This window comes from Desulfovibrio sp. OH1186_COT-070 (assembly GCF_003860215.1).
GTDB lineage: Bacteria > Desulfobacterota > Desulfovibrionia > Desulfovibrionales > Desulfovibrionaceae > Desulfovibrio.
Window position 1 is genome coordinate 76,084 of record NZ_RQYH01000004.1, and the last position, 16,253, is coordinate 92,336.

General features: G+C 62.0%; 16 protein-coding genes and 1 tRNA gene. 14 read left to right on the top strand and 3 right to left on the bottom strand.

Going from position 1 to position 16,253, the window contains the following annotated elements:
- Positions 1-16 precede the first annotated feature (16 nt).
- The 11 genes from rpmH (at position 17) to EII23_RS02445 (ending at position 9,820) form a co-directional block, all read left to right on the top strand.
- The gene (gene rpmH, locus EII23_RS02395) at positions 17-151 is read left to right on the top strand and encodes a 50S ribosomal protein L34 (protein WP_124791764.1); all 135 of its coding nucleotides are present in this window, start codon (positions 17-19) and stop codon (positions 149-151) included.
- 28 nt (positions 152-179) lie between these two features.
- On the top strand, positions 180-569 hold the full coding sequence (gene rnpA, locus EII23_RS02400; RefSeq protein ID WP_124791767.1) for a ribonuclease P protein component: 390 nt from the start codon (positions 180-182) through the stop codon (positions 567-569).
- The gene (gene yidD / locus EII23_RS02405; RefSeq protein ID WP_409360222.1) at positions 566-838 is read left to right on the top strand and encodes a membrane protein insertion efficiency factor YidD; all 273 of its coding nucleotides are present in this window, start codon (positions 566-568) and stop codon (positions 836-838) included. The genes rnpA and yidD overlap by 4 nt, the downstream gene beginning before the upstream one ends.
- An 8-nt stretch (positions 839-846) precedes the next feature.
- Positions 847-2,508 carry a membrane protein insertase YidC gene (gene yidC, locus EII23_RS02410; RefSeq protein ID WP_124791769.1) on the top strand — a complete coding sequence of 554 codons (1,662 nt, stop codon included), beginning with the start codon at positions 847-849 and terminating at the stop codon, positions 2,506-2,508.
- A 107-nt stretch (positions 2,509-2,615) separates the two neighbouring features.
- On the top strand, positions 2,616-3,665 hold the full coding sequence (locus EII23_RS02415; RefSeq protein ID WP_124791771.1) for a protein jag: 1,050 nt from the start codon (positions 2,616-2,618) through the stop codon (positions 3,663-3,665).
- Positions 3,666-3,721: 56 nt separating this feature from the next.
- Positions 3,722-5,134 carry a tRNA uridine-5-carboxymethylaminomethyl(34) synthesis GTPase MnmE gene (gene mnmE / locus EII23_RS02420; protein ID WP_124791773.1) on the top strand — a complete coding sequence of 471 codons (1,413 nt, stop codon included), beginning with the start codon at positions 3,722-3,724 and terminating at the stop codon, positions 5,132-5,134.
- A 4-nt stretch (positions 5,135-5,138) separates the two neighbouring features.
- Positions 5,139-5,792 (top strand): 3'-5' exonuclease, encoded by a 654-nt coding sequence (locus EII23_RS02425; RefSeq protein ID WP_124791775.1) that lies wholly within the window; start codon positions 5,139-5,141, stop codon positions 5,790-5,792.
- Positions 5,789-6,994, top strand: coding sequence for a GAK system CofD-like protein (locus EII23_RS02430; RefSeq protein WP_124791777.1), 1,206 nt, complete (start codon positions 5,789-5,791; stop codon positions 6,992-6,994). Before EII23_RS02425 ends, EII23_RS02430 begins: the two co-directional genes overlap by 4 nt.
- A 1-nt stretch (position 6,995) precedes the next feature.
- Complete coding sequence (locus tag EII23_RS02435; protein WP_124791779.1) at positions 6,996-8,048, top strand: pseudouridine synthase; 1,053 nt, start codon at positions 6,996-6,998, stop codon at positions 8,046-8,048.
- Positions 8,049-8,193: 145 nt separating this feature from the next.
- Positions 8,194-8,823, top strand: coding sequence for a DUF47 domain-containing protein (locus EII23_RS02440; RefSeq protein WP_124791781.1), 630 nt, complete (start codon positions 8,194-8,196; stop codon positions 8,821-8,823).
- Positions 8,816-9,820, top strand: coding sequence for an inorganic phosphate transporter (locus EII23_RS02445; RefSeq protein ID WP_124791783.1), 1,005 nt, complete (start codon positions 8,816-8,818; stop codon positions 9,818-9,820). The genes EII23_RS02440 and EII23_RS02445 overlap by 8 nt, the downstream gene beginning before the upstream one ends.
- 147 nt (positions 9,821-9,967) lie before the next feature.
- Here the strand turns inward: EII23_RS02445 and EII23_RS02450 are convergent, their stop codons facing one another.
- The 3 genes from EII23_RS02450 to dut form a co-directional block, all read right to left on the bottom strand.
- Positions 9,968-10,189, bottom strand: a complete 222-nt coding sequence (locus tag EII23_RS02450; RefSeq protein ID WP_124791785.1) for a TraR/DksA family transcriptional regulator — start codon at positions 10,187-10,189, stop codon at positions 9,968-9,970.
- A gap of 130 nt (positions 10,190-10,319) precedes the next feature.
- Positions 10,320-11,525 carry an aspartate aminotransferase family protein gene (locus EII23_RS02455; RefSeq protein ID WP_124791787.1) on the bottom strand — a complete coding sequence of 402 codons (1,206 nt, stop codon included), beginning with the start codon at positions 11,523-11,525 and terminating at the stop codon, positions 10,320-10,322.
- Positions 11,526-11,632: 107 nt separating this feature from the next.
- Positions 11,633-12,130: a dUTP diphosphatase gene (gene dut, locus EII23_RS02460; RefSeq protein WP_124791789.1), complete on the bottom strand. Its 498-nt coding sequence runs from the start codon at positions 12,128-12,130 to the stop codon at positions 11,633-11,635.
- 499 nt (positions 12,131-12,629) lie between these two features.
- Between dut and trmFO the strand changes: the two genes are divergently transcribed.
- The 3 genes from trmFO to thrS all read left to right on the top strand — a co-directional run bounded on the left by trmFO (position 12,630) and on the right by thrS (position 16,253).
- On the top strand, positions 12,630-13,997 hold the full coding sequence (gene trmFO / locus EII23_RS02465; RefSeq protein WP_124791791.1) for a methylenetetrahydrofolate--tRNA-(uracil(54)-C(5))-methyltransferase (FADH(2)-oxidizing) TrmFO: 1,368 nt from the start codon (positions 12,630-12,632) through the stop codon (positions 13,995-13,997).
- Between the two features lie 83 nt (positions 13,998-14,080).
- Positions 14,081-14,157, top strand: a tRNA-Val gene (locus EII23_RS02470).
- A 164-nt stretch (positions 14,158-14,321) separates the two neighbouring features.
- Positions 14,322-16,253 (top strand): threonine--tRNA ligase, encoded by a 1,932-nt coding sequence (thrS, locus tag EII23_RS02475; protein ID WP_124791793.1) that lies wholly within the window; start codon positions 14,322-14,324, stop codon positions 16,251-16,253.

Here is a 16,253-nt window from a genome sequence, read left to right on the forward strand (position 1 = left end):
TTGTGAGGAGTTCCCGATGAAAAGAACATATCAGCCCAGCAAGATAAAAAGAGCCCGTGCGCACGGTTTCCGCGCCCGCATGGCCACCCCCGGCGGACGGGAAATATTGCGCCGTCGCCGCGCCAAGGGCCGCAAGCGTCTCAGCGCCTGAGCGGCCGGAGTGTCGTTTCGGGACGGTCATGCGCCAGTACGGCCTGCCGCGCCAGCGGCGTATTCGCAAGCGGGCGGACTTTCAGGCCTGCTATGAAGACGGAAGGCGTTTTCATTCCGAGCACTTTCTTGTTTTTGTTGCGCCGGGCGCACAGTCTTGCGGTACGCGCTCCGGCGCGGCGGTAACCCGCAAGGTGGGCGGTGCCGTGACGCGCAATCGTATCAAGCGGCTGCTGCGGGAATTTTGCCGACTGTACCGCGAAGATCTGCCCGTGGATGCCGATATTGTCGCCGTTGCCAAGAAACATGCGGGAGAAAGCGCGTTGGGCCTGACTGACGTGGCTTCGGAACTGCTGCCTCTCATGCGACGCGCGGCCCGCAGTTGCGCGGAGCGCCGTGACCGGGACGGACAGGCATGATGGAGGCGCGGCATGTGGTGCGCAAAATCTGCGTTTTCCCCATACGCGTATACCAGCGCTGCCTTTCTCCCATTCTGCCTCCTGTCTGTCGTTATTGGCCAACCTGCTCCCAGTATGCCGCAGAAGCCGTCCTGACCCACGGGCTTTTGCGGGGGGGATGGCTGGCGCTCAAACGTCTGGCCCGTTGCCACCCGTGGGGCGGCTCGGGCCATGATCCTGTTCCACCACCGCGACATCGCCGTGATGTTCCGCCTCTCTCCCAGGAGTAAGCGTCCCCATGCAAGACGGTAAAAATCTGATTCTCGCCATTTTCCTCTGCCTTGTGGTCATTGTCGGCTGGAGCTATCTGGCCGAATATATGGGCTGGGTGCAAAAGCCCGACCCCGCTGTGGTTGCCCAGCAGCAGGCCCAGCAGCAGAGCCGCCAGCAGGAAGGACAGGAGGCCGTCGCACCGCAGGAAGCTGCTGCGCAGGCTCCGCTGCCCGCCTTTGTTCCTGCGGCGGGGCGGGATATGACCGTGCGTACGCCGCTGTACGAGGCTGTCATCCATACCGGCGGCGGCATTCTGCGTTCGTTCAGGCTCATGGAGTTCCGCTCCGGGCTTGAAGCCGAGGCCCCTCTGGTGGATATGGTCACACCTCAGGCGGCGGCAGTGGCTCCGTTGGGGCTGGTCATCAACGGCCAGCCCTCCTGGAGCACGGGACAGTGGACGGCAGAAGGTGCGCCCGACAATCTGGCGGTCGCCCAGGGGCAGGAGGGCGCGTTGCGGCTCGCGGGCGAGGTGGACGGCCTGCGCGTGACGCGCGAACTGACTTTCAGCGCCGGAACATATTTGATCCGGGAGAAAATCCGCATTGCCAACACGTCTTCCCAGGCGCGGAGCATGCGCATCGGATATACCGTGGCTGCGGACGGCAGCAACGCCTCTGGCGGCAATTATGATGCCATGCGCGTGGCCTGGGACAATGACGGCAGCCTGGAGGACGAATCTTCACCCAAAACCCTGGAAACCACAGGGGTGCAGGCCAGCGGAAAGATCCACTGGGGTGGGGCCATGAGCACTTATTTCCTTGCCGCTGTCCTGCCTGGTGATCCCGCTGGTGTGACGGTCAAGGGCCGCATGCGGCAGAATGTATACCGCGCGGCTCTGGAAGAGCCGGAGGTGCTGCTTGTTCCGGGGCAGGAGCGGGAAGTGACGGTCGCCTACTGGATAGGGCCCAAGACGCGCGACGGTCTGGAAGCCGTGTCGCCGGAACTGGCCAGAAGCATTGATCTGGGCATGTTCCAGATCATTGCCAAGGGGCTGCTCTGGCTTCTCAAGTTTTTTTACGGCTATGTGCACAATTGGGGGGTGGCCATCATTCTGCTGACCATTGTCATCAAGGTTCTGTTCTGGCCCCTGACGGCCAAGAGCTATGCCTCCATGGAGCAGATGAAGAAACTGCAACCGCACATGCTGGCCATCCGTGAAAAGCACAAGGACAACAAGGAGCTCATGAACAAGGAAATCATGGCTCTCTACAAAACTTACGGCGTCAACCCGGCCAGCGGATGCGTGCCCATTCTGATCCAGATGCCGGTCTTTTTCGGTCTGTATCAGGCTTTGCTGACAGCCATCGAACTGCGTCATGCGCATTTTGTCAGCCAACTTCCGGGGACAGACCTGCTCTGGCTTGCCGATCTGTCGGCCAAGGATCCGTACTACATCACGCCCATCATCATGGGGGTGACCATGTTTGTGCAGCAGAAAATGAGCCCGCCAGCCACAGATCCCATGCAGCAGAAGATCATGATGTTTCTGCCGCTGATCTTTACCGTGCTTTTTCTGGGCTTTCCGTCGGGGCTTGTGCTGTACTGGCTGGTCAACAACATTCTTTCCATCGTGCAGCAAAGAATCATGATCAGGAAGGCCGCTTCTCCGGCTGTCGGCAAGCAGTGACGCCGGAGTTTGCGGATATTTTTTGTTGCGCGCGGGGTCTTGCGGCAATTTTGCACGGGCCGCGCGCATGTCGCAGACGCCACGGTCTGCTCCAATGAGGATTTCGCATGGAAGGGTTCAAGGAATTCCAGAACAAGGATCTGGACAGCGCCATTGCCGACGCATGTGCCTATTACAATACAGAGCGGGAAAAGCTTGAAATAGAAATCATCCAGGACGCCAAGTCGGGCATTTTCGGCATCGTGGGCGCACGCAAGGCCAAGGTACGGGCGCGCCGCGTCCGGCTGCGCGAAGCGGTGGAAAGCATTTTGGGCAAAAAATCCGGCGCGGAGGAAGTTTCTTCTGCGCAGGAGGGGACTTCGAGAGCGTCGGCGAAAGAACCGCAAATGGTCAGGGAAAGCAATGCCGGAAACGGCAGGCGCGGCGGGGCACGGCCGGCTTGCGACGATGCCGCGACACAAGGCGCGCCCGCTTCTCTGCAGAAAGAAGATGCGGCTGCGGAGCCTGTGGCCGAAGCCGCGCCCTCTGCCCCCGAAAAAAAGGAAATTTCGCAGGAAAGTCGCCGGGGCAGGCGCGGACGCGGGCCAAAGGAAGGAGCCGCCGAAGCGGCGAGCCCGGAAGGGCCGGATGACGAGCTTGAAGAAGGCGCTGAAGGACTGCCCGCCACACCTCTGGAACAACTGGACGCCGAACGTCTTCGCTCTTCTGTGCTGGAGGCGGCACGCACGCTGGTGAAGCCCATTCTGGGGCGGGATCCCGAGCTTTCCGTGCGTGTGGAAGGCGGCAAGGTGCATGTGGGCATTGACTGCGGGGAAGACTCCGGCCTGCTCATCGGCCGTGAGGGACAGACGCTGGCTGCCCTGCAATACATGCTCTCACGCATTGTTTCTCACGGCATGGCCGCGTGTGTGCGTATCCATCTGGATGCGGGGGACTACCGGCTGCGCCAGGACGACAAGTTGCGCGAAATGGCCCTGGCTCTGGCCGCAAGGGTACGGGAGAGCGGGCGTTCCTGCTCCACGCGCCCTCTTTCTTCCTACCATCGGCGCATTGTTCACGTCTGCCTGCAGGAAGTGGAGGATGTCCAGACGCGCAGTTCGGGCGACGGCCCGCTGAAGCGTGTGGTCATCACACGCAGAAAGAGCGACAGAAATTAGAACCGCCGTGAACGTGCCTGCCGCTGCCCGCCCGGCGGAAGGCCGGGGATACGCGCATGAATGCCGAACCGCAAAGCACCATCGCCGCCATCGCCACCCCGCACGGAACCGGCGGTATCGGTATTGTACGGATTTCCGGGCCGCAGGCCAAGGAAGTCCTGAGCCGGATGTTTTTGCCGCTTTCTCCCCATTTTGCGAACTTTCGCCCCTGGGTTCTGCACCGGGGCCGCATTCTGGATGAAAACGGCGAGCCTCTGGACGAGGTGCTGGCCGTTCACATGCCGGGTCCGCGCTCCTTCACCGGCGAGGACGTTGTGGAAATACACTGCCACGGCGGGGCCTTTCTGGTACGGGCGGTGCTGGAGAGCGTTCTGCGCCGGGGCGTGCGCCAGGCCGAGAGAGGGGAGTTTTCACGCCGGGCTTTTGTCAACGGCCGTATGGATTTGAGCCAGGCCGAAGCCGTGGCGGAAATGATTGCCGCACCGTCGCGCGAGGCATTGCGGTACGGTCTGGCCCGGCTTGACGGTTTGTTGGGCCAGCGGGTGAAGGCCCTGCGGGAAGATCTGGACGGGTTGCGCGCACGGGTATGCCTGTCTGTGGATTTTCCCGAAGAAGAAGTGCCTGAACTGGATGCGGAAAGTTTTTGCGCTCTGGTCGACGGGTTGATTCTGGGGGTGCGCCGCCTGCTGGCAGGCAGCCGGAGAGCGGGAGCCATGCAACACGGCGCGCGGGTGGTGCTGGCCGGATCCGTCAATGCCGGAAAATCCAGCCTGCTCAACGCGCTGCTGGGGCGCAATCGCGCTCTGGTCACGGACATTCCCGGCACCACACGGGATTTTCTGGAAGAAGCCTGCATGCTTGACGGTCTGCCTGTCTGCCTGACAGACACGGCGGGCTTGCGCCGGGATGCCGGAATTGTGGAGCAGATGGGCGTGGAGCGAAGCCGCGAAAAAATTTCCGAAGCTGATGCCGTGCTGCTTGTGCTGGACGGCGGGCGCCTGGGCGAAGCCGGGGCTGCCGCGGCCCGGTGTCCTGATGCCGCGTCCAGAGAGGTCTTGGAGGCTGCGGAAACCTGCCCGGTGCTGGCGGTCTGGAACAAGAGCGATCTCGGTTTGCCTGCGGTATTTCCCCCGCGCTGGCTGGAAAAAACGGAATGCTGCGCTGTCAGCGCCCTTTCGGGCGAAGGCGTGGAGGAATTGGCCGAAAGGCTGCGCGCGCTTCTGCTGGCCGACGGGCGCGAGCATGTTCCCGGCGATGGTCTGGCCCCCAATGCGCGGCAGTCGCTGGAACTGGAGGAAGCTCTGAAGCATCTGGAGGCTCTGCGTCTGGATGTGCTGGAAGGGCAGCCCCATGATTGTTGTGCCGCGCGCCTGGATCTGGCTGCCGGGCATCTGGAGGCGGTCACGGGCCTGTCCAGTGCCGAGCAGGTGCTGAACAGCATTTTTGAGCAATTCTGCATCGGCAAATGATATCATGAAGACCGACATGCCGCGCCGCCTGAGCAGCGAAGAAATCAATGCCCTGCCCCAGTTCCGCTATGACGGCCCTGTGCATGTGGTGCGTTCCTGCGAGCAGTGGCAAGCCGCCTTGCCTGACGTGCGTTCGACGCGGCTGCTGGGTTTTGACACGGAGACGCGGCCTTCCTTCCGCAAGGGCAAACGCAATGCCCCTGCTCTGGTGCAGCTTGCCACAGCCCGCGCGGTTTATCTGATACAGCTTTCCGCCCTGCCTTTCGGCCCCCACCTTGCGGAAATTCTCGCCAATCCCCTGCAAATCAAGGCTGGTGTGGGCATCAGGGACGATATGTGCGATCTGACCAGACTGCACGACTTTGAACCGGCGGGCCTGACGGATCTCGGCGGCGTGGCCCGCGCGCACAAGTTGCCCTGCCACGGGCTGCGCAGTATGGCTGCCCACTTTTTTGGCTGGCGCATTTCCAAGGGATCGCAGTGCTCCAACTGGGATCTGGCAGAGCTGACGCCGCGCCAGATCGTCTATGCCGCCACCGATGCCTGGATCGGGCGGCTGCTTTTTCTGCGCATGTGCGAACTGGGGCTGATCCCCGCATGCCCTGCCGGAGTGGAGGCCTGCCTGCCGCAGGGCGCGGAAGCGGAGGAAGAGGGATGACTGCCCCCGCGCCGGGGCCGCGTCTGGTGTTTTTTACCGGCGGCACAGCCTTGCGCGACCTGAGCCGCCAGCTTGCCGTATTTACCCGCAATTCCGTTCATCTGGTGACGCCCTTTGATTCCGGGGGCAGTTCGGCTGCCCTGCGCCGGGCCTTTGCCATGCCTGCCGTGGGCGACATGCGCAACAGGTTGCTGGCCTTGGCCGACGGTGATCTGGTGCCTTCTTCCGTGCTGGATTTCTGCGCATCCCGCCTGCCGGACAGAGCGGGTGCCCCAAAAGGCACGGACAGAATAGACCACGAGAACATGCGCCGCAAGCTCAGGCAGGAGTTGGAGAGCATGGGCAAAAAAAACCATGCTGTCTGGGCGGGCATGCCGTCGGACTTTGCCGGACCTTTGCGTTTGCACCTGAATTTTTTTCTTCAGCGGATGCCCGCGGATTTTGATCCCTTCCGCGCCTGTCTGGGCAACCTTGTCCTGGCCGGGGGATATTTGCACCACAAGCGCGATTTTTCCCCGGTCATGGCTTTTTTCAGCCGCCTGCTCCACACGCGGGGAGTGGTTTTGCCCATTGTGGGCGAAAGCCTGCATCTGGCGGCCCGACTGGCGGACGGTTCAACGGTTGTGGGCCAGCACCATTTCAGGCATCTGGCCCAGCCCGTACGGCAACTTTTTCTGACCGTGCATGAGCCGGACAGGGAAGGGGAGCGGCTTTTGGAGCAGACGGCCTGCCGCCCTCCCCTGGCCCCGACCTGCGGCGTCTATCTGCGCAGCGCGGCGGCCATTTGTTATCCCATGGGCAGTTTTTATACCAGCGTGCTGGCCAATCTTCTGCCGCAGGGGGTAGGCCGCGCCGTGGCCCAGACGCCCTGTCCCAAGATATTTATCCCCAATTCCGGACGCGATGTGGAACTGCAAGGACTGACGGTTTCCCGGCAGGTGGAGATGCTTTTGCGGCATCTGCGCGAAGATGCGCCCGATGCGCCCACAGACAGCCTGCTGCACCATGTTCTGGCAGACAGCCGCAATGGCTGCTACGAGGGCGGGCTTGACGCCGCGGAGCGTCAGGCTCTGGAGCGCATGGGTGTGCGCCTGACAGAAAGGGATATGGTGTGCGGCAACGACCCCCAGCGCCACGATCCGCTGCTCACGGCCCGCGCCCTGATGGAACTTGTGCCCGGAAGCGCCGGGGAGGTTTTTTGACATGACAGGCTGCGGGAAAAAAGACGCTTGTGCGGAAGGAGCGGAAATTCCGGAAGCCGGGGACAAGGGCGGCGCGCTGGACATATCGCACATGGCGGGGCACAGGCTGGATTATGCCTTGGGCGCGCTTCTGCCGCATCTGGGGCTGCGGGGGCGCAGGCGCTGCCTTGAGGCGGGAGGTGTGCTGGTCAACGGAAAGCCGTGCCGGGCGGCTTACCGGGTGTGTCCGGGAGACAGGATTGCCCTTGCGCCGAAAAAGGAGGCGGAATCCGGGTCCGGTTTTTTCCCGGCGGGTATGCCGCGCCTGGTGCAAGTGCACGGGGAGTTCTGCTTTTTTTTCAAACCCGCGGGATGGCACACTGTCACTCTGGCTGGCGGCAACCCCGGTCTGGAAGGTACGCTGCCCCGCCTGCTGCGGGAAGGGGGGCACGGGCATCTTGCCTTTTGCCGTTTGTTGCAAAGGCTGGATCACGCCACATCTGGTCTGGTCTGCGGGGCGCTCAGCCCTGCGGCGGAAGACGCTTTTCGCGCTGCGGAGGCTGCGGGCAGGTGCGAAAAACGCTATGTGGCCTTGCTGACGGGCAGGCTGCCGGGCAGTGTGACCGCACAGGGCGTTGTGCAGACAGACAACCGTGCGACAAGCCGCGTCACTTCCGTCCGGGCGGAACCCCAACGCTGGACGGATTTTTTGCCGTTGCGCGTCTGGCAGCCGCAGGACGGGGAGGGGGCAAAGGTGCTGGCCGCCCTGGCGGGGCACGGTTTTTTTGAACCACCGCTTCTGCCGCCGCAGGGGATGACGCTGGCCGCATGCCGCATCCGGCGCGGAGCCAGGCATCAGATACGCGCTCACGCCGCCGCTCTGGGCTATCCGCTTTGGGGGGATGTGCGGTACGGCTTTTGCGGTCAGGGACATGGCGGAGATCAGGAAAAGTTTTTTCTGCATCACGGCGGCATGCGCTTTCCCGGCGCATATTGTACGGCGGATGCGCCCTGGCCGCTGCCCGCGCACTTGGCCTCTCTGGTCAGGGAATGGCTTGCGGGCGCGCCGGACTGACGCTGCCCGACAAATTTTGCGCCCGGAACTCTTGGCACAGGGCTGCCCGTCCTGTATGTTGCGGAGAGTATGGCGCAAGTGTTGCCTGCCCGTGTGTCTTTTTTGTTCCTTGCGCCGGGGCTTTCCGAACCAACAAGGAGTATGGATGTTTGCCGCACTGTTGCCCAAATCCGCGCCTTTTCTCGCCATGCTTGCGGAACAGAACGGGTTTTTGCGACGGATGGTCGCCCTGCTTGTGGAAATGCTGGAAAATCCTGAAGAAAGAGACCGTATCTACAAGGATATCGCCTTTCTGGAAGAAGAAGCCGACCATCTGTACGGAAAAATCATCCGCGCTCTTTCCCAGAGCTTCATCACCCCCATTGACCGCGAGGACATTCTGCGCATCAATCAGGAGCAGGAAGAATGCATGGACTGTCTGCACAGCCTGAGCACCCGCCTGCACATTTTCGAGTTCCGGCGCATCCGTTTCCCGGCTCTGCAACTGGTGCGTACCATCAATTCCATGCTGGAACTCACCCGGAAAATGCTGGACGGTCTCGCCCACCGGAAGGACTGTCACCTGACGCGGGCCTTTCGCTCCCTGCGTTCCGAGTGCGACATGCTGCTGGCCGTGGGGCTGGCGGAAGTCATGGACGAAAATCCGGAGCCGGAACCCGCCCTGTTCATGCAGGTGCTCAAGTGGAGCCAGACCTATGAGCGTATGAGCATTTTGCTGGAGCGGGTCAATTCCGTTGCGGAAACCATTGAGGAAGCGGTGTTGAAAAATGCCTGACATCCCGGTGCTGCTGGCCATCATCGTGATCGTGGCCCTGATTTTTGACTTCACCAACGGCGCGCACGACTGCGCCAACGCCATTGCCACAGTGGTTTCCACCAAGGTTGTCACGCCGCGTTTTGCCGTGGGGGCGGCAGCCCTTCTCAATCTGTGCGGAGCTCTGCTGGGCACGGAAGTGGCAAAAACCCTGGGCAGCGGCATTGTTCTGCCGCAGGTGGTGGAGGGCAGCCATGTGCTTGTGCTGGCCGCGCTGGCAGGGGCCATTTTCTGGAACTGCCTGACGTGGTATTTCGGCATTCCCTCGTCATCGTCCCACGCGCTTATCGGCGGGCTCATCGGAGCGGCGGTGGCTGATGCGGGTTTCGGCGCGCTCAATGGGCAGGGAATTCTGGAAAAAGTGCTTGTTCCCCTGGTGGCGTCTCCTCTGGCGGGCTTTGCCGCAGGCTTTCTGCTCATGCATGCGGTCAACGTGATCTGCGCATATATCCACCGGCGAAAGGTGAACAGCGCCTTCCGGCGTCTGCAACTGCTTTCCGCCGGGTTCATGGCTACCAGTCACGGGCTCAACGACGCACAGAAGACCATGGGCATCATCACGCTGGCTCTGCTCATTTTCGGGAAGATTGACTCGGTGGAGGTTCCCCTGTGGGTCAAGTTTTCCTGCGCCGGGGCCATGGCTCTGGGCACTGCCATCGGCGGCTGGAAGATCGTCAAGACCATGGGGCACCGCATTTTCAAGCTGGAGCCGGTGCATGGATTCGCCGCCGAAACATCGGCTGCGGCCGTGGTCACCGGAGCTTCTCTTCTGGGCGCGCCTGTGAGCACAACCCATACCATATCGGCCTGCATTTTCGGGGTGGGATCCAGCAAACGTTTCTCTGCGGTTCGCTGGAACGTGGCCGGAAGTCTGGTGGTAGCCTGGGTTCTGACTCTTCCGGCGGCGAGCATCGTGGGCTTTGTTTCCTGTCATGTACTGAACATGATCTGGAACTAGCGGCACAGGCGGGGCGCGTTCGACGATGTGCCCGGCAGCCTTTCAAGCCTCCAAAAAAACCGGACAATTCCCCGCGACACGAAAAGCATCTCCGGAGATGCCCCCAGCAGTGTCCGGGGATGCGTCCGGGGTCTGCTCCGTAACAGGTCAGCGCCCGGCGCTTTCGCGTTCCTCCTGGCAGACGCGGCACAGGCCCACGCCCGGCAGGGCTTCCAGGCGCTTGGAAGGAATGGCTTCGCCGCATTCGCGGCAGCAGGCCACGCCGTTGATCCAGTCCGGACCTGCGCGGTCCACGGAAGCGCGGGCGCGCATGAGGGCGGATTCGCGGTCAAGGCGTTCCAGTTCCGTCGCCTGATCAAACACGTCCATAAAGTCCTCCTTGGGAAAGCAAGCGGCAACCCCGCCAAAGGGGGGTTGCCGTGGATTTTTTTGTCTTTTTGGGGAGCCTTTGCGTCCCGGAAAGCGTTATGTAGGGCATGGCAGGGCTTTTGTAAAGCCCTTACCGTGTTTCCGTTTTGTGCAAAATGTCCTCAAGGCAGGCCACAAAGACGTCCAGATCGTCCTGCTCTATGGTCAGAGGCGGCAGCAGGCGCAGGGTGGTGCCGTGGCTCAGGTTGCAGATATAGCCGCGGCGCAGCAGTTCCTGCCATACTTCATTGCCCGGCACGTCGAGTTCTATGCCGACCATGAGCCCGGCCCCGCGCACTTCGCGGATTTTGGGCGAGCAGCGTTTTTGCAGAGCTTCCAGAGATGCCCGCAGGTGCGTGCCCAGAAGGGCGGCCCTGTCGGCCAGCTTGTCGCGCAGCATGATTTCCACGGTCTTTGCTGCCACAGCCGAAACCAGTGAGCCGCCGCCAAAGGTGGTGGCATGGCTGCCCGGCGCAAAGCCCCGCGCTGCTTCATGGGTAGCCAGCATGGCGCCTATGGGCAATCCGTTGCCCAGAGACTTGGCGATGCTGATGGCATCGGGCTTCAGCCCGAATTGCTGGAAGGCCCAGAAGGAGCCTGTGCGGCACAGCCCGGCCTGCACCTCGTCGCACAGAAAAAGGATGTTCCTTTTCCGGCACAGGGCTTCGGCCGCGCGCAGCCAGTCGCCGGAAAGGGGCACAACGCCGCCCTCTCCCTGCACCACCTCCACCAGCAGGGCCGCGGTATTTGGCGTCAGGGCCGCTTCAAGGGCGGCCATGTCGGCGGGGATCTGGCGAAAGCCTTCGGGCAGGGGAGCAAAGCCTTCGCTCAGGTTCGCGCGGCCGGTGGCGGCCAGAGCGCCCAGAGTCCGCCCGTGAAAGCAGCCTTCAAGGGTGACGATCTCGCAGGCGTCCCGTTTTTTGACGGTGCGCATGTAGCGGCGGGCCAGCTTGATGCAGGCTTCGTTGGCTTCTGCCCCGGAATTGCAGAAAAAGGCTTTTTCGTGATGGCTGGTGGACAGGAGCAGGCGGGCCAGTTCCAGTTGCTCTTCCTGATAAAAAAGATTGCTCACATGCCAGAGCTTGCGGGACTGGGCTTCAAGCACTGCGCAGAGTTCGTCATTGCAGTGTCCGAGGGCCGTTACGGCAATGCCCGCCAGCAGATCCACATATCTTTTGCCGTCCGTATCCCAAAGATGCGCGCCCTTGCCGCGTGCCACGGCCAGGGGATAACGGCTGTAGGTGGAGCAAAGCAGGTTTTCTTCCTCTTTTTTGACAGAGGCGAAGGCTTGGGACATGGGGCAAACTCCTTTTTCTGGTGACAATGAGGGGCGGTTGCCTTGCGGGGGAGGCGGCATCCGGCAAGCCGCAGGCATGCAAAGCGGCGTGCGGCGGCAGGCAAAGGCTAGCGGCCGGTATGCCCGAAACCTCCGCTACCGCGGTCCGTGGGGGCAAGGGCCGCCACTTCACGCCAGAGCGGCCGCACGCAGGGCTGGAACACCAGTTGGGCGATGCGGTCGCCGTTTTTGATGCGGCGCTCCTCTCCGGAGGTGTTCAGCAGAAAGACAAAAATTTCTCCGGTATAGTCGGGGTCGATAACGCCCACGCCCTGCGCCACCACCAGCCCCTCGCACGCGCCAAGACCGCTGCGCGAGTAAACAAAACCGGCTACTCCCGGGACGTGGGGCTGCACGCTGATGCCCGTGGGCACGCGCAGCCGCGCACCGGCGGGAATGAGGGCTTCTTCTGTTTCCAGACAGGCGCAGAGATCCAGCCCCACCGAATCCCGTGTGGCAGGGGTCAGGCTCTGCCGGTAATGGAGGCGCGCCTCCTGGCGCACAAAGGCCACATCCACAGGCCGGGCATCGGGGCCGGGAGAAGCAGGGGGGACGATGGGGTTCATGCAGACGTTCCGCGTTTGGCAGTTTTTTCAGAGAGACGCTTGTGGTAGCGCAGTTCGCGCGCGGGGGCAAGGGGGATACACTTGTCCATGAGGATGTGCATGAGGGTAGCGCAGTTCGCGCGCGGGGGCAAGCCATCGCCGACCGCACACGCCGCGAAATACAGACCTGTCAGGTTCCCTCCTTGCACGCTGCATGGCATCCCGATACTCAAACAGATTGGTTTGGAAAATACCTGGACTTTTTCGGCTGTTTCCCGCACGAATGGCTCAGGCTGACCATGAAATGACTTCCAAAATGGAATTTTCCGGGGCGAATCTCCGGAAATTCCGAACAGTCCAAAATGAAGGCGGGCGCAGCGTTTCCCGTAACGTGGACGTTTATAATCTGGATGCGATCATCTCCGTGAGCTGCCGGGAGAGCAGTGAAAAAGCGTTTTTTGTGGGCGGGCTGAACGCGGGAACCCGGAGCATTTCCCCGGATCGGGGTAGAGGAAATATCATGTCAAAAATGTCCATTGCCGTGGTGGGCGGCGGCCTTGCGGGCTGCGAATGCGCCCTGCGACTGGCTCGTGACGGGCACAGCGTCACCCTGCTGGAGCAGAAGCCTGCCCACCGTTCGCCTGCTCATGTGAGCGACTGTCTGGCTGAACTGGTCTGCTCCAATTCCTTGCGTTCTGACGAGTCCACATCGGGCATTGGGCTGCTCAAGGCCGAAATGCGTCTTCTGGGCAGCGACTTTCTGGCCGTGGCCGAGGGATGCCGCGTGCCCGCAGGCAAGGCCCTGGCTGTGGACAGGGAGGCTTTTGCCCGGGCCATGACCGCGCGGGTCGAGGCCGAGGGCAATATCCGCCGTGTGGAAAAACAGGTCAGCTCTCTGGAAGACCCGGTGCTGGAACCCTTTGCGCGGGAAGGGGGGCGGGTGGTTATTGCCGCCGGGCCTCTGGCGTCCCACGGGCTTTCCTCGTCTCTGGCCCAGGCTGTGGGCGCGCAGCACTGCTACTTTTACGATGCCATTGCGCCCATTGTCTGGACGCATTCGCTGGACCACTCCGTGGTTTTTCGCGCTTCGCGCTACGGGCAGGAGAACGGCGAGCCCGCAGGGCAGGGGGATTACCTGAACTGCCCCATGAGCAGGGAAGAATACGAAACTTTTTATGAGGCCCTGCTGGAAGCCCGGACAGTTGCAGCCCACGGCTGCGAGCAGGAAAAGCATTTCGAGGGCTGCATGCCTGTGGAGGCTCTGGCCCGGCGGGGAGCGCGCACACTGGTTTTCGGGCCGCTCAAGCCGGTGGGCTTTGTGGATCCGCGCACCGGACGCCGCCCCTGGGCCGTGCTGCAACTGCGCGCGGAAAACGCCAACAACGATACCTGCAATCTGGTGGGCTGCCAGACAAAGCTGATCCAGAGCGAGCAGGCGCGCGTTTTCCGGCTCGTGCCCGGCATGGAGGCGGCGGAATTTGCCCGTTTCGGCAGCATGCACCGCAATACCTATGTCAATGCGCCCCTTGCCCTGGCGGACGATCTTTCGCTTGTGGCGCGCCCAGGCATCCATCTTGCCGGGCAGATTACGGGCGTGGAAGGCTATGTGGAGTCGGCGGCCTGCGGCCTGTGGTTGGGCCTGCTGCTTTCGGCCCGCGCACGGGGGAGGGATCTGCCCCTGCCGCCCGCAGAAAGCTCCCTGGGGGCGCTGTTGCGCCATCTGCGCACACCGGCCAGGCATTTTCAGCCTTCCAATGCGCACTTTGGGCTCATGCCGGAACTGGGAGAAAGGGCAAGAAAAAAGGACCGCAAAGCCCTGTATGCGGCACGGGCGCAGGAAGCTTTTCGCGCCTGGCTGCAAGCCCGGCGGGAGGAGGGGCTGGCGTGAGAGGTCGGGCCGGTTCTGCCATATGGCAAAAAAATATTGACGGAGCTTTATCTTGCGGGTATAAGACGAATCTGCCTCATTGTAGGAGCGTAGCTCAGGTGGCTAGAGCACTTCCTTGACACGGAAGGGGTCAGCAGTTCAAGTCTGCTCGTTCCTACCAAAAAAGACGCACAGGGGCTTGCCCCCTCACAGGCGGCGGAAGGTTTGGTGCCCCGCCCATAGCAAAGGTTGCCGCAGGGCAGCCAAAGACCGGTACTGGCGCAGTGGGGAGGTTTGCCTCCCCATTTTTTATGCATTTGTTGTGCGCCGCGCAAGGAGAGTGACATGGATGTCCGTGTGGAGGGGCAGATGGTGGAAGCCGGGGATTCCGTGGCGTCCACGCTCCGCAAAGCCCTGAGCGGGAAGAGGTTCAAGGCAGTGGTGGCCGCATGTGGAGCCAGCGGCGAACTGCTGGATCTCCACGCACCCCTGCCTGCGGGCTGTGATGCGCTGACGCCGGTGTTCGGGGAAGATCCCCGCGGGCTGGAACTGATCCGCCATTCTGCGGCCCATGTCATGGCGGCGGCTGTCAAGCGGCTCTTTCCCGAAGCCAGGGTGACCATCGGCCCGGCCATTGACAACGGATTTTACTACGATTTTGCCGTGGCGCGGCCTTTTTCCAGCGAGGATTTTCCGGCTATCGAGGCAGAGATGCGGCGCATTGTGGACGCCCGTCAGCCTTTTGTGCGCCGGGAAATGGGCAAGGCCGAGGCTGTGGAGTTTTTTCGGGCCGCAGGCGAAAGCTACAAGGTGGAAATTGTGGAGGGCATTGAGGGGGACACGGTTTCGCTGTACACCTGCGGCGAATTTACCGACCTCTGCCGTGGTCCGCATGTGCCGGATACGGGTTTTGTGCGCGCCTCCAAACTCATGAGCGTGGCCGGAGCCTACTGGCGCGGTGACGAAAAAAATGCCATGCTCTCGCGCATTTACGGAACGGCCTTTGCCGACGAAAAGGCGCTCGGAGCGTATCTGCAACAGCTTGAGGAAGCCAGAAGGCGTGACCACCGCAAGCTGGGCAAGGATCTGCGCCTTTTTTCCTTCAGGGAAGATGTGGCTCCGGGCATGGTTTTCTGGCTGCCCAAGGGCATGCTGGTGCGCACGATTCTGGAGGATTTCTGGCGGCGCGAGCATTTGCGGCGCGGGTATGAGCTTGTTCAGGGGCCGCAGATGCTGCGCGTGGAAACCTGGATGAAATCCGGGCATTACGACAATTACCGCGACAACATGTATTTCAGCAGCATTGACGAGGATGCCTACGGCATCAAGCCCATGAACTGCATTGCGCACATGCTCATTTTCGGAAACGAGCTGCGCAGCTACCGTGACCTCCCGCAGCGGTACTTTGAACTGGGGGTGGTGCACCGCCACGAAAAAAGCGGCGTGCTGCACGGCCTTTTGCGCGTGCGCCAGTTCACCCAGGACGATGCCCATATTCTGTGCATGCCGGAACAACTGGAGGAGGAGATCCTCGGCGTCATCCATCTGGTACGGGATTTGATGGGACTGTTCGGCTTTGAATACAAAGTGGCGGTTTCCACCCGTCCCGAACAGAGCATAGGCACGGACGAGGCGTGGGAAATGGCGACCAGCGCCCTTGTGGGCGCGGTGGAAAAGGCTGGCCTGCCCTATACCGTGAACAAGGGGGACGGAGCCTTTTACGGCCCCAAGATCGACGTGCGCCTTTTGGACTGCATCGGGCGCGAGTGGCAGTGTTCCACCATACAGGTGGACTTTACCCTCCCCGAGCGTTTCGATTTGGCTTATATCGGTCAGGACGGCGGGCGTCATCGGCCTGTCATGGTGCACCGGGCCATCATGGGTTCGCTGGAAAGGTTCATCGGCATTCTTGTGGAGCACTATGCTGGGGCTTTGCCCGTCTGGTTCGCGCCGGAGCAGGCCCGCGTGCTTACGGTTACCGGGGCTGGAGACGCCGCGGCGCAGGAGCTTTGTGCCCGGCTGAAAGATGCGGGAATCAGGGTTGCGTCCGATCTCAGGAACGAGAAGCTGGGCTTCAAGGTGCGCGAGGCCCAGGTGGCCAAGGTTCCCTATGTCCTTGTGGTTGGAGAGAAGGAGGCGCAGGAGGGCGGAGCCAGCGTGCGCCTGCGCAGCGGAGAAAATCTGGGGCTCAAATCCGTGACGGAGATTGCCGGGCTTGTCCGGGCGGATGCCGAAGAGCCTTTCAAACAGGGAGGTATGTGCTATAGCTTCTCCTAA

Excerpts from the sequence above, each read along its gene's own strand:
- rpmH (WP_124791764.1), top strand. The coding sequence starts at position 17 with ATGAAAAGAACATATCAGCCCAGCAAGATAAAAAGAGCCCGTGCGCAC.
- rnpA (WP_124791767.1), top strand. The coding sequence starts at position 180 with ATGCGCCAGTACGGCCTGCCGCGCCAGCGGCGTATTCGCAAGCGGGCG.
- yidD (WP_409360222.1), top strand. The coding sequence starts at position 566 with ATGATGGAGGCGCGGCATGTGGTGCGCAAAATCTGCGTTTTCCCCATA.
- yidC (WP_124791769.1), top strand. The coding sequence starts at position 847 with ATGCAAGACGGTAAAAATCTGATTCTCGCCATTTTCCTCTGCCTTGTG.
- EII23_RS02415 (WP_124791771.1), top strand. The coding sequence starts at position 2,616 with ATGGAAGGGTTCAAGGAATTCCAGAACAAGGATCTGGACAGCGCCATT.
- mnmE (WP_124791773.1), top strand. The coding sequence starts at position 3,722 with ATGAATGCCGAACCGCAAAGCACCATCGCCGCCATCGCCACCCCGCAC.
- EII23_RS02425 (WP_124791775.1), top strand. The coding sequence starts at position 5,139 with ATGAAGACCGACATGCCGCGCCGCCTGAGCAGCGAAGAAATCAATGCC.
- EII23_RS02430 (WP_124791777.1), top strand. The coding sequence starts at position 5,789 with ATGACTGCCCCCGCGCCGGGGCCGCGTCTGGTGTTTTTTACCGGCGGC.
- EII23_RS02435 (WP_124791779.1), top strand. The coding sequence starts at position 6,996 with ATGACAGGCTGCGGGAAAAAAGACGCTTGTGCGGAAGGAGCGGAAATT.
- EII23_RS02440 (WP_124791781.1), top strand. The coding sequence starts at position 8,194 with ATGTTTGCCGCACTGTTGCCCAAATCCGCGCCTTTTCTCGCCATGCTT.
- EII23_RS02445 (WP_124791783.1), top strand. The coding sequence starts at position 8,816 with ATGCCTGACATCCCGGTGCTGCTGGCCATCATCGTGATCGTGGCCCTG.
- EII23_RS02450 (WP_124791785.1), bottom strand. The coding sequence starts at position 10,189 with ATGGACGTGTTTGATCAGGCGACGGAACTGGAACGCCTTGACCGCGAA.
- EII23_RS02455 (WP_124791787.1), bottom strand. The coding sequence starts at position 11,525 with ATGTCCCAAGCCTTCGCCTCTGTCAAAAAAGAGGAAGAAAACCTGCTT.
- dut (WP_124791789.1), bottom strand. The coding sequence starts at position 12,130 with ATGAACCCCATCGTCCCCCCTGCTTCTCCCGGCCCCGATGCCCGGCCT.
- trmFO (WP_124791791.1), top strand. The coding sequence starts at position 12,630 with ATGTCAAAAATGTCCATTGCCGTGGTGGGCGGCGGCCTTGCGGGCTGC.
- thrS (WP_124791793.1), top strand. The coding sequence starts at position 14,322 with ATGGATGTCCGTGTGGAGGGGCAGATGGTGGAAGCCGGGGATTCCGTG.